Origin of the sequence: Myxococcus sp. CA040A (genome assembly GCF_013336725.1) — a bacterium.
Taxonomy (GTDB): domain Bacteria; phylum Myxococcota; class Myxococcia; order Myxococcales; family Myxococcaceae; genus Myxococcus; species Myxococcus llanfairpwllgwyngyllgogerychwyrndrobwllllantysiliogogogochensis.
The window spans coordinates 342211-367867 of record NZ_JABUMR010000002.1; the positions used below are offsets into that span (position 1 = coordinate 342211).

The window sequence follows — 25657 nt, forward strand, 5'->3', positions numbered from 1 at the left end:
AAGGGGCAACCCCTCGTATTGCCTTGGTGAGTCTCGCGGATGAGTTCCAGCTCGGATGTCGTGGTCCTGGGTGCCGGTGTGGTGGGGCTGTCGGCGGCGAGGCGGCTGGCGGCCACCGGGGCGCGCGTGACGGTGCTGGATGCCGTGGACCCCGGCGGCAGGGGTTCCCGCGCCGCCGCGGGTGTGGCGATTCCCTCCGTGCGCCTCTACGACGACCCGGCCATGCTCGCCTTCTCGCAGGCGGGAAGGGCGACGCTGGCGGACGAACTGGCCTCTCTTCCGGAGGGCCACCTGCTGCGCCGGGGCCAGGGCATCCTGCGCATCGCCGCGGATGCGAAGGGGCGTGACGCGCTCGCCGAGCGCGCGGCCCGGCATCCGGACGAGCTGGGCACGTGGGTGGATGCGGCCCGATTGGTGGAGTTGGAGCCCGCGCTGGAGGGAACGCCGCTGCTGGGCGCGTTCGAGTCCGCGCGGGGCCACATGGTCGACACGGAGGGCTACGTCAACGCGCTGCTGGGCGCGTCGCTGCGCGCGGGTGTGCGGCTGCGGCTCGGTGAGTCCGCGCGGTCCGTGGAGGAGACATCCGACGCCGTGGTGCTGCGGACCGACCGCGAGACGCTGCGCGCGGACCAGCTCATCGTCAGCGCGGGGCCGTGGTCATCGACCTTCCCGGGGTTGCCACCGCTGCCGCTCAAGCCGGTGCGCGGGCAGATGCTGGTGGTGCACCAGCCGGGCCTGTTCCTCTCTCGCGTCATCTCCGGGCCCACGTACCTGGCGCCCTGGCGCGCGGGAGAAATCGTCGTCGGCGCCACGGAGGAGGACGTCGGCTTCGTGGAGAACGTGACGCCCGCGGGCCTGCTGCACCTGAGCGCCACCGTGGCGAAGCTGGCGCCGCGTCTACGAGAGGCTCGCTTCGTGCGCGCCTGGGCGGGCTTGCGCGCGGTGACGCCAGATGGTCGCCCGTACCTGGGCCGCTACCCGGGCACTCAGCGCACGTTCGTCGCCACGGGCCTGGGAGGGCAGGGCATCCTCACCGGTGCCCACGCGGCGACGGTGCTCGTGGAGCTGGTCGCGTGGGGACGAACGGAACTCGCCGCGCCCTTCGCGCCGAGCAGGGCGTCGTCGTTGAAAGCCGTCGTCGAAGAGCGTCGCTAGTACAGGCTGACCGAGTCGAAAGGCCGGTTCAGCTTCGTCCGGGGGCGGGGCAGCAGGGCTTGCACCGCCGCGGCGTCGCCTCGTCCCAGCGCGTCGACCAGGGCTTGCGTCTCCTTGGGCCACGTGGAGCTGGCGCGGGCGCAGCGCAGGGCCTCGGACCAGTCCGAGCGTCCGGCGGCCAGGGCCAGCCCCGCGAGGCTCTCCGCTGCCTTGAGCGGCTCGCCGATTTCGCGCGCGTGTTGCTCCGCGCGCGCGTACCAGTCCACCGCCGAGTCCATCTTCCCGTCGTCCAGGAACATGCGCCCCAGCTCCGAGGCGATGACCTGTCGGTGGAAGGAGTCCTTCAGGGCCTCCGCGCTGGCATACGCCTGTGTGAAGTGCTCCACCGCCTCCGCGCGCGCTCCCGAGGCGAACTCCAGCCCCGCCAGCCGGTAGCGGTGGTGCTTGGAGAAGTTGACGCCCCACTTCTCGCTGATGCCCTCGAAGCGCCGCCACGTGGCGATGGCGTCGGAGAACTGCCGCGCCGACTCCTGGAGGTAGCTGGCGTTGGAGATGAGGTTGATCTTCAGATGCGTGGCGCTCGCGTCGTGCAGGTCGCCCACGCAGCGCATGGCGAGCTTCTCCTCCACCAGCGCCTTGTCGAGCTTGCGCTCCTGGAACCACGTCAGCGCGCACACGTTGCGCAGCCAGCCCTCCTGGAGCGCGCGGTCCGGCGCGGTGCTCTTCGCCAGCGCGGCCACGCCCGCTTCCACCTCGACGCGCGCATTGGGGAGCTGGCCGAAGCGCTTGGTCAACGTCAGCGCGCGGAACATGTGCAGCCGCGCCACCAGCTCCGGAGGGATGTGGCACTCCAGGCCTCGGCCGAACGCCTCCATCGCCGCGTCGTGTGCGCCGGTGAAGACATGCACCACGCCCATGCTGCGGTGGAGCAGCGCCTTCAGCTCATCCACGTCGCCCAGACTGCTCCGGTCGATTTCGATGGCGGGGGTGGAGAACCCCGTGTCCAGCACGTCCCACGCCTGGGCCACGCGCGAGGCGAGGTGCGAGTCCGGGTCTCCGTCCAGCAGCGCCAGGCCGTGTTCCGCGGCCAGCAAGGCGCCCTCGTAGTTCGTGGTGAAGAAGCACTGACGGATGGCGAGGATGGCCGCCGCCACGCGCGACTCACGCGACTCCGAGCCATCCACCACGAGCCGCAGGTAGCGGCCCTCCAGGTCCACCGCCGGCTCTTCCCGACGCGAGGACACCGGCCCCGGGCCCGACGCGTGGGGGACTCGCAGCCTGTCGCTCAGCGCATCCAGGTAGGCCTGCCGTCGCGACTCGAAGACGGCGGCGCCATGGGGACGCCGCATCCTCCAGCCGGTGAACAGCAGCGTCCCGTCCAGTCCGTCCAGCCGTGCCCACTCGGCCGCGCGCATCACCGCGCGCAGGCTGACCAGGTCACACTCTCCAGCGCCGTGGAGCACCAGGGGACGGCCGCTCACGCGCAGCGTCTCGACGATGGCGCGCGCGGCGACGGTGAGAATCCAGAACGCCTGCTCGGATTCGCGGTGGAGCCGACGCTCGGAGGGAGAGAGCGCCAGGTCACCCAGGTCGGCGGCCCCCTGGATGGCGCCCGGAAACAGCCGGTTCCACTCCGAGGGATGCGCGGCGGCCACGGCGCGGACGACCTCGGGAGCGGTCTCCTCGCAGGCACGGAGGACCTTCCTCAGTCCTCCAAAGGCGGTGGGCAGCGCCACCCCCACGTCCACTTCGATGGCCCGGGAAGGCAGCGCGGAGGGAACTCCCTGCTCCACGGACACTGCGAAGGAGACACCAAGTACAGCGGGTGGGGCGCTCACTGTGGGTCCTCGAGAGGGGGTCGAGAAGGCGTGCCTGCTGATTCTTCGACAGGCCCTACTTTCACATCCTCTTAGCAGTCGAGCAATCCACCCCTGGTGTATTTACCTACGGTGGGTGTTCCAGGAAGGCAGGGCGCGTCACAGGCCTCATTCCGCGGGGGCTGGAGCAGAGAGGCCCTGGGTGTGATGGAGGATGAGTCGGGGAAGCCATCCGCCGAGCTTGCGACAATGTCTCAAGGCCGACAGGTCCATTTCCTTGTACGGCACGCCCCTCGCGCCTCGGCCGAAGTAGTGGATGACCCAGGCATTCTCCAGGAGCCACGCCACCTGGTCCTCGGACAGGCGGAGCTCGCCGGTGAAGCCGCTCTCGGAGGGCCAGTTGAGTCGCCCGGTGGGCAGCGATTCGACGAGGTGGTGATGGGTGCTGATGAGGCGGTTGCACACCGTCTGGTCCGTCCAGTGGTCCCACGCCTCGTCGGGGATGGCCATCATCGCGGAGAGCCAGTGCCGGGCGAAGGCGTCTCCCGGGGGACTGGCGCAGACCCCGGCGCAGCGGCGGCGCGAGTCCCAACACTCCTCGCCGATCGTGAAGCGCTCCACGTCGGGCAGCGGGCGCAGCGTCACGGTGTCGAACGCGTCCAGGTACCAGCCGCCGTTCTGATGGAGCGCGAAGGCCCGCATGCGCCGTGAGGCGACCTCCGGCCGCGTCGTGCCCAACTGGGCGCTGAGCTGCGCCAGGTCCTCGAAGCGGGCACCGGGGAGCAGGGGTTGATAGCGGCGGATGCTCTGCTCATCGCAGTAGACGAACGTCCGGGCCTGGGGATTGTGCTTCATGGCCGAGCGGATGGCCGCGACGACGGTGGGGCGGAAGGCTCCACCGTGGAAGCAGAAGTTGAGGGCGGGCGTCATGTCGGGTTCAGGCCGCGAGGAGGGCGTGGACGGCGTCGAACGCATCGCCCATCAGCGCGCGCACCGTGTCGGTGGGATGGGGGTGCCAGTAGCGATGGTGGACGCGCTTGGGGTCCACATTCGCGTCATGGATGCACGCGACGAAGAAGGACGGGTCGTCGAGCACGAGGAGCTTGCGGGATGGGTCGCTCCAGAGGAACCGCGCGTCCTCTCCGATGTTGATGTCGGGGAACGGGTTCCGACTCCAGAAGGACTTCGTGTAGCAGAGCGTGTTGCCGGAGACCCAGGGGCGCTGTCCGGCGGGATAGACATACTGCCAGGAGCGGTCCGTCGCGGGCTGGTGGTAGTAGACGCGCGTGAGCCCGCAGACGGAGGCGCCCGCGTCGAGCAGTGACGTGGCCTGATAGCGAAGGCGTCGAGGAGCGGACCAGTCGTCGTCGTCCCAGTGGACGATGAGTTCTCCACGCGCGGACTGACAGGCGAGGTTGCGCTTGGCTCCCACGGAGTGTCGGCGCTCCAGTCGCAGGTAGCGGATGCGCGGGTCCTCGGGCAGCAGGTCCTCCACGGGCTGGGTGCCATCGTCGACGATGATGAGCTCTTTCTCTGGCCAGTCCTGCGCGAGGAACCAGCGCACCGCCAGCGGGACGAACTGGCGTCGGTTGAACGTGGGCATGATGCAGGACACCGTGGGCCGTGCTTCGTCACGCGACGGGAAGACCGTGAGCCGTGGCTCCTCGGTGCTGGAAGCGGCGGAGGCACGAGCGAGGGTGAGCGTGGGCTTCGCCTCTTCTTGCGTCCGCGCTGGAGGTGGCGTTGGGCTGGGAGCCACTTCCTGACGGGCGGCCATGGCGCGCTTTTCGAGCACGACCAGGGTGCCCGCGGTGTGGAGCGCGCGGTAGCGACCCTCATGGAGCAGCTCTCGCACGAGCCGCTTCACGCCGGGGAAGTAGTCGGCGCAGTCGTGGAAGGCGACCAATCCTCCCACGGCGAGCCAGGGCTCCAGGTGGAGGAAGTCGGCCGACACGCTGGCGTAGTCGTGAAGCCCGTCCACCAGGAGCAGGGAGATGGGCTCGTTCCACGCCACGGTGGGCGCGTGTTGGTGGTGGACCTGGATGTGCGCCGCGAGCCCGGTCCGCTGGAGGGTGTGTTCGAGCTTCGCGCGCGTGGAGCCCATGTGCTGGAGGTTGCTTCCGCGAGCGCCCACGACACCGTCACCCGGGTCGATGGCGTGGATGGGCGGCGCAACTCCGAGCGCCTGCGCCACGCGGCCGAGCACGACGGTGGCCTTGCCGCAGTAGCTGCCCACCTCCACCACGGCATGCGTCGCGGGCAGGGAGGTCAGCGCACGAGATGTGGCGGCGATGAGCAGGTCTGCCTCGTCGTCCGTGAGCCAGCCTTCGACTTCACGCATCTCCGCGAGGATGGGCCGCGTGAGCAGCAGCCCGGAAGACTCCGCGCGTGTCGCCTCCATCACCGGGGCTTCGCGCGAGGTGTGCGTATCCGGCACGGCGCTTCGCTCACCGTTGGGATTCGCGTCGGATATCCCCCCGAGCGTGGAGGGGCGCTCATATCGGCCGAAGTGATTGCGCACGTGGGTGCGCAGCGGGTCGTCGAGCTGGCGCGGGATGGGGTGTGCCCAGAACACGTTGGGTTTGGCCATCGCGGCGTCGAGCTGCGCGGAGGAGTATCGGACGCGGTAGCGGACCACCTCGTAGTCACACGGGCTGGTGAGCACGCGGTGGCCGAGCAGGGCCGTGAGCGTAGGGAACAGCACCTCTTCGGTGGCCCAGATGCGCGAGCGGCGGAGGATGTCCTGGAGCTGCGCGTCTCGCTCGAACAGCGAGACGAGGTCCTGGGCCGCGTCGGCGCTGAAGACCGTGGACGGCCAGAACGTCCAGTGGACGAACTGGGATTCTCCATTGGGAAACCTGCGCAGGAAGGGACGCCACAGGTCCACTTCGCGCCGCGCATGGACCGCGGGCGCCGTGCGAGCTCCCGGACCGTGCGGGGCCTGCACGTTGCCCAGCAGGCCCGCGCCGGGATTCGCGGAGAAGAACGCACGCAGGTGCTCGGAGTACCCGGGCCGCAGGCCCAGTTGGTCCGAGTCGACGATGGTCATCGCGTCGAACGGATGGTGCTCCCGCGCGAAGCGGAAGCAGTCGAGCGCGAAGTCGTGCAGCCAGCCCCACTTCATCGGCCGTGGGGTGGGGTGGATGACGGCGTTGAAGTGCTCGAAGGGAAAACCCTCGAGCAGCTTCGGGTTGTGCCCGCCGTTGTAGAGCAGGATGAGCGAGCTGGGGTCCAGGTGATGCAGATTGCGCACGAGGTCGACGACGCAATCGGGGCGCTCGTGGACAAGGCAGGCGAAGATGTGCCGGAAGGGAGCCATGGGGAGATGCGCCTCAGGTGACCCACGCCCTGAAGGGCTGGCCGCGCTGCAAGGACTCGGAGAACACCGCGGTGACGGAGTCGAGCATCCGGGCATGTTCTTCGGGGATGAAGTCTTCCGGGAACTCCTCGGTGGGTTCTGGCACGAGGGCGGGAGCGCTTCGTACATGGCTCGCGAGGCGCTTCAGGAAGGCCACCGCGTTGTCGAGCTCTCCTGTCGAGGGCGCGAAGGTGTCATCCTCCAGGGCTCCCCGTCCCGACCACTCCTGAAGGCGCGCCGCTTCGGCGGCGTCGAGGTGCCGGGCCTCGTTCAGGAGCAGGTGCCAATGCTCCAGGGGGAGGTAGACCTCTCGGCCCTGGTGCCAGGGCGACGGCTCCGTGGGGAGCGCTTCGTTCTCGGGACCGGGAGCGACGAAGACCTGGTGACGACGACCCATCTGGCATCCTCCTGGTGCGAAGTCCCTACAAGAGCTTGTCGATCTCCGCGCTCAACTGTTCGATCAGCTCGGTCGCGGTCATGGAGAGCGGCACATCCGGGGTGCGCCCTCCTCCAGGCTGAGCCGGACTGAGGACCTTGACCGAGAGCGTGTCCACGGGAGTCTTCGCCATGTACCGGCTGCGGAACTGGCTGATCGGCATGGAGCCCGGACTTCCATAGTCGTTGAAGGTGACGCGTGCCCCGACGGCCCTCGCATAGAGCCGCGCGCTGCCAAAATGACGGGTGGCATAGTTGATCATCTGCTGGAGGCTCAGCGGCATGCTCTGATAGTGGCCGAGGTTGCTGCGGTCGCGCGAGACACTGAGCTGCGCCGGGTTCATCTTCGCACTGACGATCTCCTCGACGCGATTCGAACCGAGAATCAGGAAGTCGATCTCCGCCTGCGATCCACCAATGTTCTCTCCCGTCGCATCGTAGAACTGAAGCGCGACGTTTCGCATCACCGACAGGCCCTTGTCGTGGGCCAGATTCGCGACGATGTGCTCGCCCGCGGCTTCGACGGGACGGCCCACGGTGACGCGATCGGCATTCAGCAGGTAGGCATGCTTGTTGGCCCTGTACTCGGCCTGTTGGCGTCGGGTGCGTATCAGCGCGGCGAAATCCCGAGCGACCTGGCGGATGGCCCGGAGTTGCTCGTTGGTGAAGAGGGGCTCGACGCCGCCCTTCTTGCGTGGGTTGACGACGGCTTCGACGTGGTAGCGACCCTCGCGGTCCTTGACGAGCTTGAGGGACGTCAGCGCGTGCTGACGCGCGATGCCGGGGAGCTTCTCCTCGACCTGAGCGACCGTCGTGTCGCGTGTCGCGAAGTGCGCCTTCGCGGCCGTCACGGCCGCGGTCAACCGGGCATCTTGGTCCGCGGAGGCGGATTCACCCGGACGACTGGTTCCCCGGTTGCGCCCGAACATCCGCCGCGCCAGCGCGACCAGCTTCGCCAGCACCTTGTCGATGGCGCGGTCCACCATCCCTTGCACCTTCAGGATGGTCTCCTTGATCTTGTCGCTGATGCCGCCCAGGCCGATGAGCCGCGCCAGGAAGCTGATGACCACGGGCACCGCGCGCCCCAGCGCCTGCTCAATCCAGTTGGCCGCGCCGCCAATCGCTCCCGTGGCGATGGCATGCACCGAATTGATGATGGCCTCGATGAGCGCCATGATCTGACTGGCGCGCTCGATGAAGAACATCACCGTGTTGTAGATGGCGAGGACGGCCTGGATGATGGCGCCCGCCGGGTTGAACATGGAGATGATCTTCGTGATGGCCTGCTTGACGACGGTCTCGATGAGCCACGTCTTCAGCGCCTCGATGACCATGTCCTTCAAGTTGCCGAGGCTCTCCTTCATCTGTTCCCACATCGCCGCGGGGCCAGACGTCACCAGGGTGCGCACCAGCTCGAAGACCTTCTCCATCAGCCCCACGGTGCGCTCGCCCAGGAGCTTCGCCGCCTTGGCGCGCATGCGCTCGTAGGTGATGCCGAGCACCGCGAGCACCAGCTTGAGGATGCTCGGCAGCGTCAGGTCCGTGGGGATGGGGATGCCCGCCTGCGCCAGCGCTCCGAACAGCCACTGCATGAAGCCGCGAATCAGGTGGGCCTTGATGTTGCCCAGGAACTGCTGGACGCCCAGCTTGATGGCGGAGATGAGGTTGGACAGGAACCCGATGGGGTCCGCGAGGATGAGCTTGATGGTCTCCCAGCCCTTGCGGAGCAGGGCCATCAGCTTGTCCTTGAACTCGGTGAGGATCTTGATGACCTCGCCGATGGCGTCCGCCAGCTTCTTCAGCGCGCCGGCGTTCTCCTCCTCCAACTTCTTGAGCGCCGCGTCCGCCTTGTCGAACGCGTCCTTGTATTTCTGGGCCAGCTTCTGGGCCAGGTCGTTCTTCTTCGCGTCGATGCCGCTTCTCAGCTCGTCGAAGCGCTCGCCCACCGCCTTCTGGGCTTCTTGTCCCACGCTCTGCAAGTCGCGAGGGAGGCTGTCGACATAGGCCTTGATGGCGGCCTGTCCCTTGTCCACGTCGGCCTTGGCCTGGGCCAGCCGGTTGTCCACCGCGGTGGAGATGCGCACCGCGAGCGCATCCATCTTCGAGGCGAAGCGCACGCGGGCCTGACCGAGGATGACCTTGATGCCCTCGGGTACGGGGCGGAACAGGTCCGCCACCCAGCGCGCCTTGCCCGTCAGGCCGCTGTAGCGGTCGTCCTTGAACTTCTCGATCTCACGGTCCGCATAGGACTTCATGTCCCCCAGGGCCGCCTCGGCGCCCAGGTCGAACATGCGCATGACGTCCGCTTCGAGCGTGGACAGCCGCGAGTCCACCCGTTGCTTCGTCTGCTGATACATCCGCTCGATGTTCGCGGTGACTTCCTTGCGCCGGGCCTCGTCCTTCTGCTTCGCCAGGAGCTGGCGCGTCTTCACCTTGCTGTTGCCGGACACGCGGACGCCGGCCATCTGCGCCACGCCGGCACGGGCGTCTCCGCCTGCCTTCGCCTTGGCCTGACCCAGGGTGCCTGTCTCACTCGCGCGGTACTTGCCGGGCGCGGCTCCGGCGGTCTTCTCCACCTGACCCTTCTCCGAAATCACCTTGGAGAAGCGCGGGTCATTCGCCTTCTTGAGCTGGTCGGGCGTCAGCTCCGCGTCCTTCATCTGCTGGTCGGCGTCCTGCTTGCCCTTCTCCAGCGCCTGCACCTGGGTGTTCGGCTTGGGCGCGGGCATGGCCTCCGCGCCGTTGACCGGGAGCGACTCGGGCGCGGGCTCGGAGGGCATCGCCGAGGACTGCCGGGCGGGCACGCTGCTGGGGTCTGGAGCCGCCGCCGTCGCGGCCTCCGTGGGGCCCGTGGCCGCCTGCTTCGACTCGCTGACGCCTCCGGCGACGCTGTCCTTCACCTGCGCCGTCTCGTTGCCCTCCATGAAGCTGTCGGCGTCATCCAGCGTCTTCGGCATCGCCTTCTCGATTTCCGCGCGCAACATCGCGAGGAAACCGTTGGGCTCTGTCTTGGGCGCTTCCGCCGCCTTCATGGCGTCGACTTGATTGCCCTTTGCCCCCGCGAGCTGCTCGGTGGGCGGGGACACGGCGGCGGCCTGCGCCTCCGCGGCCTTCTGCGACGCGGGAGGATGCTTCTTCGTCTTGTCGGAGCTCTTCTTGAGCTGCTCGATGACCTTGCGGAAGCGCGGGTCCTTCTCCGCGTCACCGCCGACCTTGATGGCCGCGCCTCCCGGTGCCGCCGCGCTCGTGGCCCCCGCGCGCGCGGGCGCCGCTCCTCGCGCGGGTGCGCGGGAGGCAGCTCGGGCGGGTGCGCGGGCGGGAGGCATGGGTGGTCTCTCTCAGCCTCGCAGGGACGGCGTGGTGGACCGACGCAGCGGGCAGACGTCTCCGGCCTTGCGGTACTCGCGAGTCACGCCCGCCTCCAGGTGCGCGGAGCCGAGCGGCGCCTGCTCCTCCAGCGCGAGCAATGAGGCGTGCAGCACCGCGTTGCGAATCTGTCCGCCGCTGAGCTGGCAGCGCGCGGCCACCTCGCGAAGCAACTGGCTGTCCACCGCGTGCGCGGGAGGAAGGTGGAGCTGCCAGAGCGTCCAGCGCTCGGAGGCGTCCGGGGAGCGGAAGTCCACCACCACGTCCATCCGCCGCTGGAACGCGGTGTCGATGGCGTCGGCTGCGTTGGTGGTGATGATGAGGATGCCTTCGTAGGACTCGATGCGCTGGAGGAGGTAGTTCGTCTCCAGGTTGGCGTAGCGGTCCGTGGAGGAGCCCACGCCCGTGCGCCGCGCGAAGAGCGCGTCGCCCTCGTCGAAGAGCAGCACCACGTCCAGCTCCTCGGCGAGCGCGAAGATGCGCGCGAGGTTCTTCTCCGTCTCGCCGATGTACTTGTTCACCACCGAGGACAGCTCCACCCGGTACACGTCCAGCCCGAGCGCCGCCGATACGAGCCGCGCGGCCAGCGTCTTGCCCGTGCCACTGGGGCCCTGGAAGAGGGCGCGCACACCCGCGGTGAGCTGTCGTGCCAGTGCGCTTCCCACCGCCGCACCCATGCGCTCGCGGTTGCGACAGCGCGTCTCCAGGAGGCGAAGCTCGCGCAACGTCTCGCTCGCGACGGAGAGCTGGCTCCAATCCCCTGGCGTCGTCACGCGCACGGCGAGGGTGTCCAGGGCCTGTCGATTGAGCGCACGCGTGGCCTCGCGCACGTCCGAGGGTTCCACATGCACTCGGTCCGCGAGTGCCGCGTGCGCCTGGGCCAGGCGGGCCGCGCGTCGGAGGTGTCCCCGGGTGAGGCGGAAGCCCGTGCTCAACGTCTCCAGGGCGGGACAGGCGCGGCCGGCGAGTCCTCGCTCCCAGTGCAGCATGCGTTCGTCGGGGCCCGGCATCGCCACGTCCAGCGTGAGCGCGCGGTCGACACCGTCTCCCGTGACACCGCCCAGTCGGCCGAGCACGACGCCCAGCGGTCCGTCGAGTCCCTCCAGCGCGGGAATCTCAGCGGCCTCGCCTGGAGGCGGGTCCGTCACCGCCACGGGCATCGCGTGCAGCAGCGTCGCCAGCGGGCCCACGACGCGCCAGCGCGGGTCATCTCCTTTCTGGAGTCCTTCCACCTCGAGCACGCCGCGTCCGAGCGAGCGGGCCACGGTGCGCAGCAGCGTGCGCCGCCCATTGTGACGAGGTCCCCGGAGCACCAGCGCGCGCACCTCATCGGAGCCGAGCAGCGTGGGCAGTCGTTCCAGGGCCTCGCGGAGTGACTCTGGAATGATGAGCGGCTCGTCCTGTTCCAGCCCCTCCAAGGGGTGGTGTTTCATCCACGACGTGGGCTTGTCGGGCGCCTCTCCTCGCAGGGCATCCCAGACCGCGCCAGGGACATGGAGCGCCCACTCGGAGCGAGGGGCCTCGCGGTCCGACACCTCCACGAGCCCCAGCTCCATCAAGCGGCGCAACCGAGCGCGCGTCTCTCCCCGGTCCTCATCGCCGCGCCAGCCCGCGTTCAGCAGGCCGAGCGTGGGACGGTGGAGCGTGGGCGTGCCCTGGAGTGATGCGAACAGCGCGCCGAAGCGGGCATCTTCTTCCACCATGCCCACCGCGAGCAGGAGCGTCAGCGTGTCATGATCCAACAGCGCGGCCCGGCGCAGCGCGCGCAGGGGGAGGTGTTCGGTGACGTCCTCTTCCCATGCGGAGATCGCCTCGGCCCACGGGCCTGCTCCGGTCGACACTTCATGCGGGTCGATGCCCAGCTCGGTGAGCTCCGCCCGGTAGGCTTCCAGGAAGGGGAAACGCGCGAGGAGGGAGTCCTCGCCACCGCACAGGCTTGCACCCTGGGCCAGCACGCGTGACGCGGCGGCGAAGAAGTAGAGCTTGAAGTGCTCGTGTGCTTGGGACTCGGTGGGAGGAGGCTGGGAGATGGACATGGCGCGCCTCGGGCTCACTCGAAGTGGAAGGTGAGGTGTCGCCCCTCGGAGGGCAGCCACCCGATGTCGCGGTCCAGGCCCGCGATGCGCACCGCCAGCGGGAGCTGCGACAGGAACAGCACCACGTCCACATGCCCCTCCGTCACGTGAAGTCGCGCGTCATGTGCGAGCAGTGTCGCGTCCAGGGCAGACGCATCTTCTGACGACACCCCCAGCGCGCGGCACAGCCGGGCTCGACAGAACGGCACCAGCCATCCGAGCCAGCGCTCCAGGGGCTCGGTGTCGAGCCGACCTGTCTCGTCACCTCGGGAGAGCGTGAACGCCGAGCCGACGGAGTAGGGCGCCAGCTCTCTGTTCACGAGAACGTCCGCGTCCTGTTCATCACAGGGAACGTCCAGCACGAGGAAACCCGCGGGATGCCTCACGCGCAGCCGTCCTTCGTGACTGCTCCAGGTCCAGTGGGAGTCGCGCGCCGCGCGGAACGTGCGCAGCCAGGCGGGAGGGATTCGCCACGCATCGGGAGGCGCGAAGTCCTGGCCGGGAAGGGCTCCGGGCTTTCGGCCGGCGAGCAAGGCCAGCACCTTCCACACCGGGTCCGAGGGGCGCGGGTCCACGCACAGGCGCCGGCCCACGAGCGTGACGAAGTCCCAGAGCGATAGGGGAAGGTTCGGATGGGCCGGCATCGAGAAGTCGCCGTACAGCTCCAGGAACAGGCCCAGGTTGACCAGATAGAAGAGGCCGCCGAGTCGGGTGGAAAAGGGCAGTCCCCACGCGCGTCCGGAGGGTGGCTCGAGCTCTCGGAGTGGCGTCGGTGGTGTCGTGGTGTGCACGGGGGACCGCGAAAGGTCTTCAGTTGCGGAGGCTGGCGAGGCGTGACGAGGCAGCGTGCGCCCATCGCTCGGCGGAGACTCGATGGCCTTCGATACGCCGTGGGTGTCCGTACGCTCCAGGACCCCCTCGTCCGCCGTCGTTGCCTCGCCTCGGGATGCGGATTGCTTTGTCGTCGCGCCCTCGGAAGGAGATGTCTCCAGACCGGGCCCCTTCAGGAGGTCGTCGACAGGGGGCGCGAATTCGGTGTCGTCGGGAGCTGCTTCGGAGTGTGGCTTTGGGAGAACGCTGGCCACGACAGGTTCGGGCGGGGCCGCGTGCCGAGCCTCGTGGGGTGCGAAGGGAGAGGGGACCGCGAGCGCCTCGTGAGCATCTCGCCAGATGCCCACGGCGGGGAGGAACTCCAAACGACGTGCCTCCACGGGAGCGCGCCGAAGCGTGAGCGCGACTCCGAGCAGCGCACCGTGCTCGCGTGAGTCCTTCAATGTCCGCGCTTCAGGTGCCCACGACTCCCATGGGGCGCTTGTCGCGAGGACCGCTCCATCCGATTTCAACGTGCTCGGGGAACTCGCGGGGACCGTGGGCCGTTCGCCGCCCACATCTCGCGAAGGTGCGTCGAGGGCGGCGGCGGAAAGCCCGTGGACCTGGAGCACGCGAGTGAGCAGGGCCCGGGCCTCCGGCGGCGTGAACAACGACACCACGGCACGGACCTCGCGTCGCCGGGTGAGGAACTCCAGGGCGCTCGGGACGTACTCGGGTGCGCGCAGCCATTCCGTGACGACGGTGCGGGACAGGTCCGCGTTGGAAAACAATCCCCGCCACCACCAGTGGGCGCTCGCGAGGCCCCGGCTTACATCGCTCGCCAGACACGCCAGCAGCTCGGAGGGGTCCGCGAACAGCACGGCCTCCGCGCCAGGTGGAACGACGCCATGCGCGGGCCTCGCCGCACGAGCCACCTGCTCTCGCAGCACCGAGGACAGCGCCTCGTTCCACGCCGCGGGCGGGCGCAGGGCCTGCTGATTCAAGGGGAGCACCCCGGGCTTCGGGTCCATCAATCGGCGGATGCACACGGTGGCGGAGGGCGGAAGCCCCGGTGGAAGCAGGTCGGCGCCCGCCAGCACGGCCTCCAGCCGCAGCCGCGCCGAGAGCGGCTCCAGCTCCGCCCCGCGCAGCCGCAGCCGCTGGATGACCGTCCTGCCTCGTGCCGCCTGCTCATGCATCGTCGCGACGTCCTCTTGGGTTCGACACCAGCGTCCGCTTCCACTTCGTGATGTGCGTGTGCTTCCGGCCGGGCCAGGAGCCCCGTGGCCAGGGGCTCCCAGAAGCCAGACGTCAATCCCCGTCGTGGTGCTTGCGGCGGCGGCTCGCCAGGAACCCCAGGGCCACGAGCCCCAGGACACCGGTGGAACCACTCGGACGCGTGTGCTTGCACGGGCAGCCCTCCCCGGGAGGCGGCACGGGAGGTCCCGAGCCTCCATCCCCTCCACCCGTTCCGCCATCACGCCCGGTGCCGTTGTCCGGAGGCCGCGGCTCCACCGGCTCCAGCTTCGTCACCGGCCCCTTGGCCACGGGCGTCCCGTTCACCAGCACGATGATTTCAGTGCCTTCGGCAATCCCACTCAGGCGGACCTCGTAGGTGCCGTCGAGCTTGGGCGTGGTGGCCGGGGCCTGCCGGCCCTTGCCGTTGATCTGCACGACGACGCGGTCCTCGAAGCCCGGGCCCACGTAGTTCCCCAGCGCGTCACGCGGCGTCAGCACCAGCACGTAGCTGCCCGTGTCGACCCTCGTCACCTGGACGTCGGTCTTCGAGCCGGAGGGCAGCACGTCCACCTGCGTCTCGACAATCTCCGTGCGCCGCAGCGGCTCTCCGCTGGGGCCCTTCATCAAGAGCTGGAAGTGGAAGCGGTACGTGCCAGGCGTCTGCGTGTCCTTGAACTCCAGCTTGTAGATGCCGGGCGCGGTCTCCTTCAGCACCAGCTCATCCTTGCCGACGGTGGTGCCCATCTTCTTCAGGAACTCGGGGTCCTTCATCAGCGTGTCCAGCTTGCCCTGGTACGGCGACACCGGGTCCGGACTCTGCTCGCCGCGTCCCTCGCCGCGCGTCTCGTGCATCAGCGTGCCCAGCGCCCCATTCGGGGTCTCCACCAGGACGGTCAGCTCGCCGTTGTTGAGGTTCTCCAGCGGCTTGCCGTCGAACGACACCTGCGCGACGACGTTGAGCGGCTGGCCGGCGGAGTGGCGGAGCCTGTCCAGCGAGAGCTGGAAGTCGAGGCTCTTCTCCTGCACATACGCGCCGAGCTGGTAGGGAATGGCAGGGCTCGCCGTCCCGGGGATGCGGTTCACCGTGAGCTGCCACTTGCCGACCGGACCCGCCTTGGGAAAGTCGTAGCGGTTCAGGACATGGCTGCGGCCCGTCTTCACCGCCACGGGCTTCGGGTTGCTGCCGTCCGGCGCGGTCACCTTGAGCGTCACGGGTTGCCCGCGCGGGCTCGTCGTGAACCAGCCCAGGTTGACGTAGAGGCTCTGCACCGTGCCGTCCACATCGACGGACCGGCTGGCGGTGTTGGTTCCCGAGGGCAGGGTGGTGGAGCTCTGGAGCAGCGTGGACAGCGTGTTGCCCTTGAGCGCCGTCACCAACTGCTGCGCGAAGGCCGTCGTCGTTCCGCTGCTCGTCGTCAGGTGGCTCTGCCCCGCTGTCTGCTGGGAGATGGCGTTCATCAGGTCCGCGTACGGCACGGCGCCGCTGGCCACCGCCACGGTCAGCATGGGGACGCAGTGCCTGGTGAGGCGCTCCGCCGCTCCAGGCGCGACCTCCAGCACCTTGAAGCCCGTGTCCCCCCCCGTGCCGTCCTTCACCATCGGGTTGACGTTCTGCATGCCGTCCGTCATCACCACGAGCGTCAGGTCATTGACCATGTCCGCCTGCCAGGCGGTGAGGGCATCCCGGATGCCGCCGCCCATCGCCGTGGTGCCCGCGGTGACGTTCGCATTCACATGGCTGACGGCCTGCTCCCACGGGTGCCCGCCATCCATCAACGCCGGGGCGCGCTCGACGAACAGCTTGCCGTTGAACTGGGTCGGCTCGGAGTCGCTCTCGAAGTAGACGAGCGCCAGCCGGTCCTTGCCCAGGCCCGTGCCTCCCGTCTGACTCAGGGGATCCAATCCCTCGACCTCCCAGAAGTGGATGAACTGCTCGGCGGCGCTCTGCAGCGCGAGCCACTTCTCGACGTTGGCCGGGTCCCCTGGCGTCGTGGAGAGCATGCTCCCGGAGCGATCCAGGACCAGGGCCACGTCCATGGGAATGCGTCCCCGGTCCACGCCCGGGGGAGGCTGGGTCCAGAGCGTCAGCCCCTTGACCCGCCGCGAGGAACACTCGCACTGGGACAAGGAGGGCGCCGCGAAACTCGTCGTGCGATAGCCCGTGAGGTTGTTGAAGTTCGTCGCGTCCGGCGTGAAGCGAATCTTCCCGGAGCCATCCTGCGGGGGCTTGATGCTGCAGAGGTCGCCCACCAGGAGGAGGAGGTCCCGTCGCTTGTAGTCGATGAGGATGGCGTTCGTTCCGCCGCCGGTGATCACCACCTGATCGCCCGTGAGCGGGTCTCCAAGGGGAGTCGGCCCGCCGCCCACCGTCACGTCCTTGTCGCCCGTCGGCGTCGCGAAGGTCAGCGTCGCGCCATTCGGAATCGGCGTGCTCGATTCGAGCATTACCTTCACGCGGGTGATGGGAATCGTCGTCGCGGGCGCGGAGATGTCGAGCTCGTGCGTCGCGGCCAGCGACGCCGGCGCACCCAGCAGGAATGGGACCGCGAGCCAGGAAAGCCTCTTGGAATGTCTTGGCATGTGTGGACCTCAGGGCTTGTAGATTTCGAGTGCCTGCGTGGGAGACATGGCTGTCCCCACGCGAACCTTGATGCTGATGAACTTGCTGTCCCCGGGGAGGTTGATGCCCGTCAGGGACGTGGGGATGGTGACGACGAGTCGGCCAGGCAGCGTGGACGTGCCGAGCGGCTGCACGCCAATGGGTGTGCCCGACGTGCCATCCCGAGGCTGGTCATCGAAGAACACGCGGATGTTGGTCAGCGTGGAGCCGAAGTTCTGCCCGTTGATGACCAGTTCGCCGCCCAAGGGCGCGTTCGCGATGCTGAAGGGCGTGATGCTCGGAAGGGGCGTTCCCGTGGGTCCCAGGATGATGAGCTGCGAGGACGTCGTGCCCGCGGGGTTGGACACCACCACCGTCACGGTCTTCTGCTGACCCGCGGCGGGCGGGTTGGCGACGGAGGGAACGACGACGAACAGCGAGTAGCGCGAGCTCGCGTTCGAGGGCGGCGCGGCCACGGTCCCGTCGAACGTCACCGTGTTGTTGGTGCGCACCGCATCGAAGTTCTCGCCGACGATCTGCACCTCTGTCCCGATGTTCGGCGTCAGGGGTGAGAAGCCGCTGATGATGGGCTTCGCCGGAGGCGTGGGCGTGGAGCCGGCGATGGTTGCGATGAGGAGGTGGATGCCCGTGCCGTCCGGCACCCGGGTGCCCGGCGTGGGAATCTGCCCGATGACCGGCCGCGCGTTGTTCTTCGGGTCATTGAGGTTCACCACCAGGCCCGAGGCATCCATCGACAGGGCGAGCTGGAGGTTGCCGCCGGACTGCGCCAGCAGCGCCTTCACGTCGAGCAGCGTTCGGCTGAAGAGGTTGGGCACCACGTTGGGCCCACCCGACGTGGTGGCCAGCGCGTTGAGCAGCTGGATGATTGCGTTGATGAGCTCGGCGCTGATGAGGTCGCCGGGCTTGACGAGGTTGAGTGGGTCGGCCATCGGGGTCTCCTCGCGGCCTGCGAGAGATGGAAGGTGGGAAGGTCAGCGGGGCAGCGCGTAGTTGCCGAAGTGCCAGTGCGCGGCGTCGGACCGCGCGTCACCCAGGTAGGGCAGGTAGCCACTGGCGAAGACGAGATAGGGCTGGGGCCGGGGTGTGCTCGCGTCGCTCTGCGCGAGGTGGTTCTCGTGGACCAGGTAGAGCCACAGGAAGGGCTCCTTGCGGACCAGGTCCACGGGCGGATACGCCAGCGACATCCTCAAGAGGGCTTGCAGCCGCGAGCCCTCCACGTGGACCGGCGCCTCGGGGGGATACGTGAGCCCGTCGAAGAACTTCGTGTACGTGAAGCCCCGCGCGCCCGTCATGCCCTCCAGCGGCAACAGGCCCACCGCGGGCAGCGCCACGAAGTGGTCCAGCGCGCGCACCGTCTCCGGCGTCCCGGTGCGCAGCGTGTCCAGGTGCTCCTGGAACTGGAGGAAGCTCGCCTCGCCCTCCGTGGCTCGGCGGTCCTCGAGCCCCAGTCCCCAGCGCTCTGGCGTGGCCACGCGCGCGGGCCGGCGTCGCGCGGCCCAGGCATCCACCCAGCGCAGGCCCACGCCCGCCTTCCAGTGCACCACCGCCAGCGGCACGTCACACGGCGTCAGCGCCGTGGGCCGCAGCTTGTCGATGAGGCCATAGGGCGGGTTCGCGGGCCCGAAGGGATTCACCATCCACGCGCGGCTCGCCGCGTCCGACGTGCCCAGGCACAGGTGGGCCACCCGGTTGCGCAGCCGCGCTTCGTCCGAGAGTTGGGCCGCCGTCAGCTTCAAGTCCAGCAGCCGGAAGCGCACGCCCTCCACCCGCCGCTTCGCCTCGCAGCCGGAGGAGGGATTTCCGCCCAGGCCGCTGACGGGTGCGCGCCCCTCGCGGCCGGACGCGGGCGAGAGGACCAGCAGGTACACGCCCGTGCCGGACACGTAGTCGCTGCTGCCCGGCGCGCAGGTCTCGAAGCCGCCCGTGGCGGTGGCCGTCGCGCCACTGCCGCTGTTGGAGGGGCCTCGCACCAGGGACACTTCCACCGGCTGGAGCAGCTCCAGCGCGTGGCCCGCGCGGCTGAGCGCCAGGCCCGCCGTCACCGTGACGAGCGGCGAGGACACGGTGCTTCCCGGAGCGATGGACACCGTGAGCCCGTGGGCGACACCTTCGCCCATGGCTCGCACGTGTCGTCCCAGGGCCGCCTCGTGGGCGGTCTGCTCCTGACTCAGGTCCTCGGCGGACAGCAGCCGGCCGTTGAAGAAGTTCGTCGAGCGGATGCCGTCCTCGAGGAACGCGGTGTCCAGGTCGATGCGCATGGCCTACCTCGTGCCTTCCGTGCCAGCGCTCACGCGGGCCTTCGGCTTCGCGTCGCCACTGGAGGATTTCTTCTTCGCGGGGACGGCGTACTGGCTCACCTCCACGATGAGGCCCAGCTTGCGCAGGGTGGCGATGGGAAGCAGGGCGTCCTTTTCCCGCACCTTCAGGAGCAGTCCATCCGCGTCCGCGCGTACGAAGGTGACAGAGGGCTGCGTCACCAGTCCGTTCTGCGGCTCCACCAGCGTCGCCTTCACCACGTAGCGCCACTGGTCCGGCTGATGCGCGAAGCCGTCGAAGCTCAGCGTCACGAGCCCGACGTCCACCTTCGTCGCCTTCAATCCGTTGTAGCCAACGTCGGTGGAGGTGTCGTCGATGGGAATCATGCCCGCCGCGATGAGGGAGTAGGGCGGCAGGTTGTCCGGGTGGTGCACCGCCGAGGCGTCACGGGCGAGCCCCGCCAGCAGCCACTCCTGGAGCATGCGCTGGTGCAGCAGGTACGGCCGCTGTGTCTCGTCCACCGTCTTCGTGCCCGCCGCGTCGACCTTCCACGGGCCGGTGCCCAGCTCGCGCACCAACGGCAGGTCCACGGCCGCCAGGAGGACGCCGTCGTTCGCCGACTCCGGCGCGGGAGACACCGGCTGGGTGCAGCCCTGGGACTCGCCCAGCCAGTTCGTCCGCCACAAGGGACGCAGCTCCGTCACCCACAGCCGCGACGCCTCGCGCAGGAAGGACTCGACGTCCGTCTCCAGCACCGGCACGGGTCCACCGGGCGGGTCGTCCAGCACGTAGTCGTCCACGGGTGACACCGGCGAGGAGGGGACGACGGAGCCGCGCAGCAGGGTGACGAACTGCTCCAGGGTGGTGGGCGTGGGCGAGGAGGAGACCACGTTCATGTTCCGCCGCAGCCAGCGCACGAAGTCGCGCACCGCGTTCTCCTCGAGCGGAGGCGGGGGCGGCTGGAGCGCCAGCTCCAGGTGGAAGTCGTCCGTCACTCGCGAGGGCGCGGTGGTGTCGTCCTCGGTGCGGCACGGCTCACCCGGCACGGGGACCGGGTCCGTCAGGCAGTCGCGGTGACGAAGCACCACGTAGACCGTCAGCCGGTTGCCGGAACGCAGGTAGGCATCCACCTCCGTGCCGCGCGCGATGAGCCAGTCGTTGAGCGCGGCGCACTGGGTGGGCGTCACGCGGACCAGTTGTCCTCGCGGTGTCAGCGCCGCTCCAGGGGTGACGCGCACCTCCGGGCCGCGCGTGCCGGTGCCGTGACTCACGGCGAGGCCCCAGGCGGTGCCGTAGCCGAGGAGGTCGCGCGCGAGCCATCTGTCTCGCTCCGACAGGTAGGCGAACTCCTGGGTGAAGTCGTCCACGCCCAGCACCATGCCGAGCACGTAGTTGACGTGTCTGGTCGGGTCGGCCGGCGCGCGCTGCACTGACGTGGAAGTGAAGGTGCTCATTGGATGTCGCTCCCGTGGGTCTCACGGCGCCCGAGCAAGTCCCGCCCCAGGATTCGCCGGTCCGCGGCGTCCTGGGGTGGTCTCGGGGCCAGATGGCTTTCCGCCAGGTATTCGCGTCCGAGCCGCATGGCGGGCATCAGCTCGGGGGCACGGCTGCCCAGATCGACCAGGGTGTCCACGCCCAGGCGGGCTTCGCCGACGCGGAACATGTCCCAGTAGAACTTCACGTCGAACACGGTGTGGGCCGGCTTCTCCACCGCCACCACCCGCATCGCCTGCTCTTGTCGCGCGCGCTGCTCCTGCGCCGCGCTGCCTCGTGGGACGGGCAGCACCACCGTGAAGCGATGGGCCGCCGCACGCACCGGCAGCACCACCGTCTCGAAGTGGTACCAGTCCGACTGCGCCGGACCGTCCCCGGGCAGCGTCACTGGCAACACGGCCTGCGTGAAGTCCGTCAGCGTGGTGCCATGCGCCGCGTTGAGGGCCTGCACCGTCCGATAGCGTCGCGTGAGGAAGTCGAGCCAGCGCGGCGCGCTCGCTGCCGTGGCGGCCGGGATGAAGCCCAGCGCCTCCTGCATGAAGGCTCGCCACACGGTGGCCACCGCGGCCTGGGTGGGCTCACGCAAGGGGAGCGCATCGGACGCCGCCGTCACACCCGCGTCGGAGAGCGCGGCTTGATAGCGCTCCAGCAGCCTCGCGATGCCCTGGGACGGTTCCCAGCGGCGTGACGTGGCGGCGGGCTGGATGCGGATGCCTCCCGTCTCGGAGGTGTCCGTCGCGAAGAGGAACGGGGTGCGCGCGGTGCGGAAGCGCTCGACGATGCGGTAGCGGGCGCGCGTCGGCTCGGTGTCGTCGGTGAAGATGGACGCGTCAGGGCAGTCGTCCAGGGCCACGCGCAGCGCCATGCGCAGGCCGCGCGGCGTGCCTCGCCACTGGAAGAAGTCCAGCGTGTGACGGAGGAAGAGACGGCGACGCGTCTCGTCCCAGGCCGGGTCCAGCGCCACGCCGAACCAGGAGGCCAGCCACTCGAGCGCCTCCGGGGGCGCGCTCCTCGCGTCGAAGAGGACCTGTGCGGCGGCGATGCGGTCTTCCAGGGGCGTGAGCAGTCCCTCGGGGTTCGCGAGGAAGCGGTCCAGGAAGCTGGCCGACTCAGGGTCCTGTCGGTACAGGCCCGGGAGGTACTGCTCCGCGTAGGAGAAGCGCGGGTACCACGCTCGCATCGCGTGGATGCGCGGAGTCGCGGCGCCGCCTCCCTGGAGGACCAGTTCCACCTGCGCGAAGCGGCCCCTGGCGCGCTGGAAGAGCACCTCGAAGGTGCCCCGGTGCTCGCCCCGCGCCGTCGTGGTGAAGGGCAGCTCGGAGCCGGCTCCTCGCTTGTAGAGCGCGGGCTCTTCGCTGAAGGGAAGGGCCTCCAGGTCCGAGCGCTCATTGGCCGCGCGACTGCGCACGACGATGCGTGCTCCGGGCGGAAGGGAGCCGTCCAACAGCAGCCGATGCCACACGCAGTCAGGCGTCCGTCCATCGAGCACGGGCGTGCGCAGCGTGCCCTCGGACACGTAGCGCGGGCGTCGCTGCGCCACGAGCGGGATGAACGTGTCCGCGAAGTCGTAGAGGGCCTGCCCGTCCGAGGCGATGAGCGCCTTTCCGCCAAACAACCGCAGCGGCAGGTACTCCGGCTGCGCCACCGCGACGAGGTCACCGCCTTCCGAGGTGTGCAGCTCGAAGGCGAAGGCCTGGTTGCCGTCCCGACCCACCACGACGACGCGGCCCACCGAGCCATCCGACCCGGCCGGAAGCAGCGCCATGTCATGCGCCACCAGGACGTACGACGACGCGGGACTGTTGTCGCCAAGGAGGCCATCGACCTCCAGCGGCACGGGGGCACCTGTCAGGACGCCGTCGCGGTAGACCAGCAGGCGACTGTCCTCGGTGCCCCGGTCCAGCACGAGCACGTGGCCGTCGGGCAGCACCTCCACGGAGATGGGGTCCTGGGCGGCGACGGGCGTCGACGCATCCAGCGTCACCGGCCGTGGGAAGGTGACGGCGGGAATCGTTCGCGTCGGTCCTCCGGCCAGGGGCTGGAAGGCTTCCACCCGTGACGCGGAGAGCACGTCATCCACGCCCGTGCGCACCACGCGGAAGCCCGCGTCCAGTCGCCACAGGCGGCGGTGCTGACGGTCCAGCACCACCACGCCGCCATCGGGAGTGGCCGCCATGTCCCACGGCGCGAAGGGCACACCCGTGGGCCACAGGTGTCGCACCGGAGGGCCGCCCGAGTGCAGGTCGAACACGAGCAGCCCCGCGGGCGCGAGCGTGCCGACGACCAGGTAGTGATGCCCGCTGATGGCCATGGCTCCGAGCAGCTCGGGCGTGGGAAGCGAGGGCGGAATCAGCGGGCCGAAGCCGCCCGTGCCGGAGACGGGTGCTGCCTCGGGCGTGACGGGCCAGAAGTCACTCGTCTGCCTCGAACCGCTGGAGAGCACCTTCAGCGTGCGCCCGTCGAGAGCCACCCAGTAGACGTTGCCATAGCGGTCCTTCGCGGCGCCGCGCCGGTCCTCCAGCACGGGAGGTACGTCGCGCGGCGCGGCGATGAAGCGGAACAGCTCCGCGCGCAGGGACACCTCCGAGCGCGATGAGTCCCACGCGACGTCCGCGCCGGTGCCGGACGCCTCGCTCCACGCTTCGGAGAGAACGCGGCCCTTCGAGGTGCAGCGGCCCCAGTCGTCGCGACCGAGCAGCAGATGAAAGCGAGCGCCGTTGGCATCCATCTATCGGCACTCCTCGGGGACGATGGGCACCGAGACGAACGGCCGCTGCGTCGTCGTGACGGACGTGCCGCGCAGGTCGTCGAGCGAGGGCGCGTCACCCACGGCCACCGAGAGTCCGGCGAGCCGGGGGAGTTGGAGCCCCGTCATCGGTATCTGGTCCTGCTGAGTGCCCGTGGCCAGCCCCAGCCGCACCCCGCGCACCAGCGCCACGCCCGCCACGCGACTGGCCACCGCCGCCAGCTCCAGCGACACCACCGCCTTGCGCAGCGGCCAGCCACGCCGGGCCACCGTGGACAGGTTCGCGCCCGCCAGCGACACCGTCTGCTCCAGCAACTCCGCGTCCTCGGGGGGCAGGGGCGACAGGACCTCGACGAGGGCCGCCTTCACCGCCTCGCGCACCTGTGCCTGCGAGACTCCCGCCACCACCTCCAGGCCCACCGTCACCCAGACGGGCTTGTACTGGGGGCGGCGCACGAAGACCTCGGTCGTCACCAGTCGACGAGGCGAGAGCCAGCAGGCAATCGCATCGAGGAACGTGTCCGGCCCCTCCGCCTCGCGCGCATCAGGCTCCGCGCGGGGAATGGCCAACACCGTCACCGCGCCGGGTGCATCACCTGGCTCGTTGGGCGAGAGGGCAGGGTGGAACGCGGGCAGCACATCCACGCGGCCCACCGCGACACCGGGCGTGCGCAGCGTCACCGCCTCGAAGTCCTGCGCCGTCACCAGCCTGTCCCGGTGCTGGAGGAACCGCGAGATGTGCCGCTCTCCTTCGCGCACGCCCTCCGCGTCGGAGCCGCCCCACGTGGGCAGCGGATTCGCCACCTGGATGCCTGGGGGAAGCGCGGGCCCACTCGCCACCGTGCCCGTGGCCACATTGCCGGCGCGACCCACGCCGTGGTCATAGTCGGCGCGCAGCGTGGCCCCGAGCGGCGGCCTCGCGCCGTGGGCACCGTCACCGAAGCGAAGCTCTCCCGCCTCAGCGTCCAGACGGAACACCTTCACGCGTGTCCGCGCGGGGCGCGGCGAGCCGGGCGGCAGGCGCGGGTCCGGCACGGAGACCTCGGGGCCCGCGCTCGTCAGGTCATCGATTTCCTCCCACGTCTCGGTGATTCCATTCACCGTGACGCTCAGCTTCACCGAGCCCGGCAACACAGGCGCGCGCGACAGCTTCAGCGCCTGGTCCGGCTCGCCCGAGCCCGTGGGCAACAGCTCGCTCGTCACGCGCTCGCGCTGGGACACGGGCGCGGCGTTGATGCCGGCCCACAGGAGCTTCGTCGTCACCGGCGCCGAAGCGGTGATGCGCACCCAGGTGATGACGCGCGCTTCCAGTTCCTCGTCGTCGAGCGAGGGAGGGAAGTCGCGGGTGCCCGCCTCCAGCGGATCCAGGTTCGTCCACAGCTCCAGCTCGCCGAGCGTGGAGGGCAGGGGGACGTCCACCACGGAGGGCTCGCCAGGCATCTCCGAGGTGACCAGGGTGCGCCAGCTCGCGTTGCGCAGCGCCGGGTCCTCCGGGAGCTTGCCGTCCACGGGCAAGCGGGGAAGCTGGAACTGGAGCACCGCCGAGCCCACGGGCCGCGCCTGTCCATTGGGGACCAAGTCTCGTCCCTCGGAGCCACCGGCGGGCGCGAGTCCCACCGTCAGCACCTTGCCCTTCAGCTCCTCCCTCGCCCGTGTCAGCGCATCGGGGAGTTTCCGGTCCGCGGGCCGCAGCAGCAGCGCCACCCACAGCGCCTTGTCCAGCGTCTCGGTGTTGAGGTCCAACGGCTCCGTGCCGCGCGGAGAGAAGGGCGTCGTCTCGTAGAACTGGAGTTCGTTGAGCGGCGCGGGCGGCGGCGCGGTGGCGGTGAAGGAGGCGTAGAGCTCCTGGTAGTACTCCTTCACCCGCTCCTCGGGCGCGACGCTCCGCTTGTAGAAGCACGCCGCCTCCACGGGCAGCACGTCCAGGCCGCGCTCGGTGCGGAAGGGCACCTGGCCGGCGCGGACCTCCACGCCCTCCGTCAGCGTGAGTGCCTGGGGCGGACCGCCGCGCTCGTTGCGGAAGGCGACGAGCCCGCGCGCGGACGCGGCCGGCAGCAACGGCACGCCGAGCAGTTGGAGGAACTTGAGCCGGTTGCGCTCCGGAATCTGGTTGGCGCGGTACAGCAGGCTTTCCGTCAGGAAGGCGAAGAGCTCCAGCAGCGTGACGCCCGGGTCGGACTTGTTGAAGTTGGTCCACTCGGGGTTGTGGATGGGGATGCGTGCCAGCGCCTCGTCGAGGAGCTGCTGGTACTTGCGGTCATCGATGGGCGGGAGGGTGAGTGGCAC

At 69.6% G+C, this 25657-nt stretch carries 14 protein-coding genes; 1 reads left to right on the top strand and 13 read right to left on the bottom strand.

What is annotated here, in order from left to right:
• Nucleotides 1–39: 39 nt before the first annotated feature.
• A complete protein-coding gene (locus HUA75_RS08405) occupies nt 40–1155 on the top strand; it encodes an FAD-binding oxidoreductase (protein ID WP_174486059.1) in 1116 nt (371 codons plus the stop codon).
• Here the strand turns inward: HUA75_RS08405 and HUA75_RS08410 are convergent.
• The 13 genes from HUA75_RS08410 to HUA75_RS47870 all read right to left on the bottom strand — a co-directional run bounded on the left by HUA75_RS08410 (nt 1152) and on the right by HUA75_RS47870 (nt 25657).
• Complete coding sequence (locus tag HUA75_RS08410) at nt 1152–2954, bottom strand: lipopolysaccharide assembly protein LapB (RefSeq protein WP_246137251.1); 1803 nt, start codon at nt 2952–2954, stop codon at nt 1152–1154. The genes HUA75_RS08405 and HUA75_RS08410 overlap by 4 nt on opposite strands.
• 186 nt (nt 2955–3140) lie before the next feature.
• Nucleotides 3141–3902 carry a hypothetical protein gene (locus HUA75_RS08415; RefSeq protein WP_174486060.1) on the bottom strand — a complete coding sequence of 254 codons (762 nt, stop codon included), beginning with the start codon at nt 3900–3902 and terminating at the stop codon, nt 3141–3143.
• Between the two features lie 7 nt (nt 3903–3909).
• Entirely contained in the window at nt 3910–6291 is a 2382-nt protein-coding gene (locus HUA75_RS08420; protein WP_174486061.1) for a glycosyltransferase, read from the bottom strand.
• A 13-nt stretch (nt 6292–6304) separates the two neighbouring features.
• On the bottom strand, nt 6305–6727 hold the full coding sequence (locus HUA75_RS08425) for a hypothetical protein (RefSeq protein ID WP_174486062.1): 423 nt from the start codon (nt 6725–6727) through the stop codon (nt 6305–6307).
• A 25-nt stretch (nt 6728–6752) separates the two neighbouring features.
• Nucleotides 6753–10091, bottom strand: a complete 3339-nt coding sequence (locus HUA75_RS08430; protein ID WP_174486063.1) for a hypothetical protein — start codon at nt 10089–10091, stop codon at nt 6753–6755.
• 12 nt (nt 10092–10103) lie between these two features.
• Nucleotides 10104–12167 (bottom strand): ATP-binding protein, encoded by a 2064-nt coding sequence (locus HUA75_RS08435; protein ID WP_174486064.1) that lies wholly within the window; start codon nt 12165–12167, stop codon nt 10104–10106.
• Nucleotides 12168–12181: 14 nt separating this feature from the next.
• Nucleotides 12182–14215, bottom strand: coding sequence for a hypothetical protein (locus HUA75_RS08440; protein ID WP_174486065.1), 2034 nt, complete (start codon nt 14213–14215; stop codon nt 12182–12184).
• 112 nt (nt 14216–14327) lie between these two features.
• Nucleotides 14328–16835 (bottom strand): vWA domain-containing protein, encoded by a 2508-nt coding sequence (locus tag HUA75_RS08445; protein ID WP_174486066.1) that lies wholly within the window; start codon nt 16833–16835, stop codon nt 14328–14330.
• Nucleotides 16836–16844: 9 nt separating this feature from the next.
• Nucleotides 16845–17804 (bottom strand): IPT/TIG domain-containing protein, encoded by a 960-nt coding sequence (locus HUA75_RS08450; RefSeq protein ID WP_174486067.1) that lies wholly within the window; start codon nt 17802–17804, stop codon nt 16845–16847.
• Nucleotides 17805–17846: 42 nt separating this feature from the next.
• Entirely contained in the window at nt 17847–19133 is a 1287-nt protein-coding gene (locus HUA75_RS08455) for a hypothetical protein (RefSeq protein ID WP_174486068.1), read from the bottom strand.
• A gap of 3 nt (nt 19134–19136) precedes the next feature.
• Nucleotides 19137–20585: a hypothetical protein gene (locus HUA75_RS08460; protein WP_174486069.1), complete on the bottom strand. Its 1449-nt coding sequence runs from the start codon at nt 20583–20585 to the stop codon at nt 19137–19139.
• Nucleotides 20582–23353: a phage tail protein gene (locus tag HUA75_RS08465; protein WP_174486070.1), complete on the bottom strand. Its 2772-nt coding sequence runs from the start codon at nt 23351–23353 to the stop codon at nt 20582–20584. The genes HUA75_RS08460 and HUA75_RS08465 overlap by 4 nt, the downstream gene beginning before the upstream one ends.
• Nucleotides 23354–25657 (bottom strand): baseplate J/gp47 family protein, encoded by a 2304-nt coding sequence (locus HUA75_RS47870; protein ID WP_174486071.1) that lies wholly within the window; start codon nt 25655–25657, stop codon nt 23354–23356.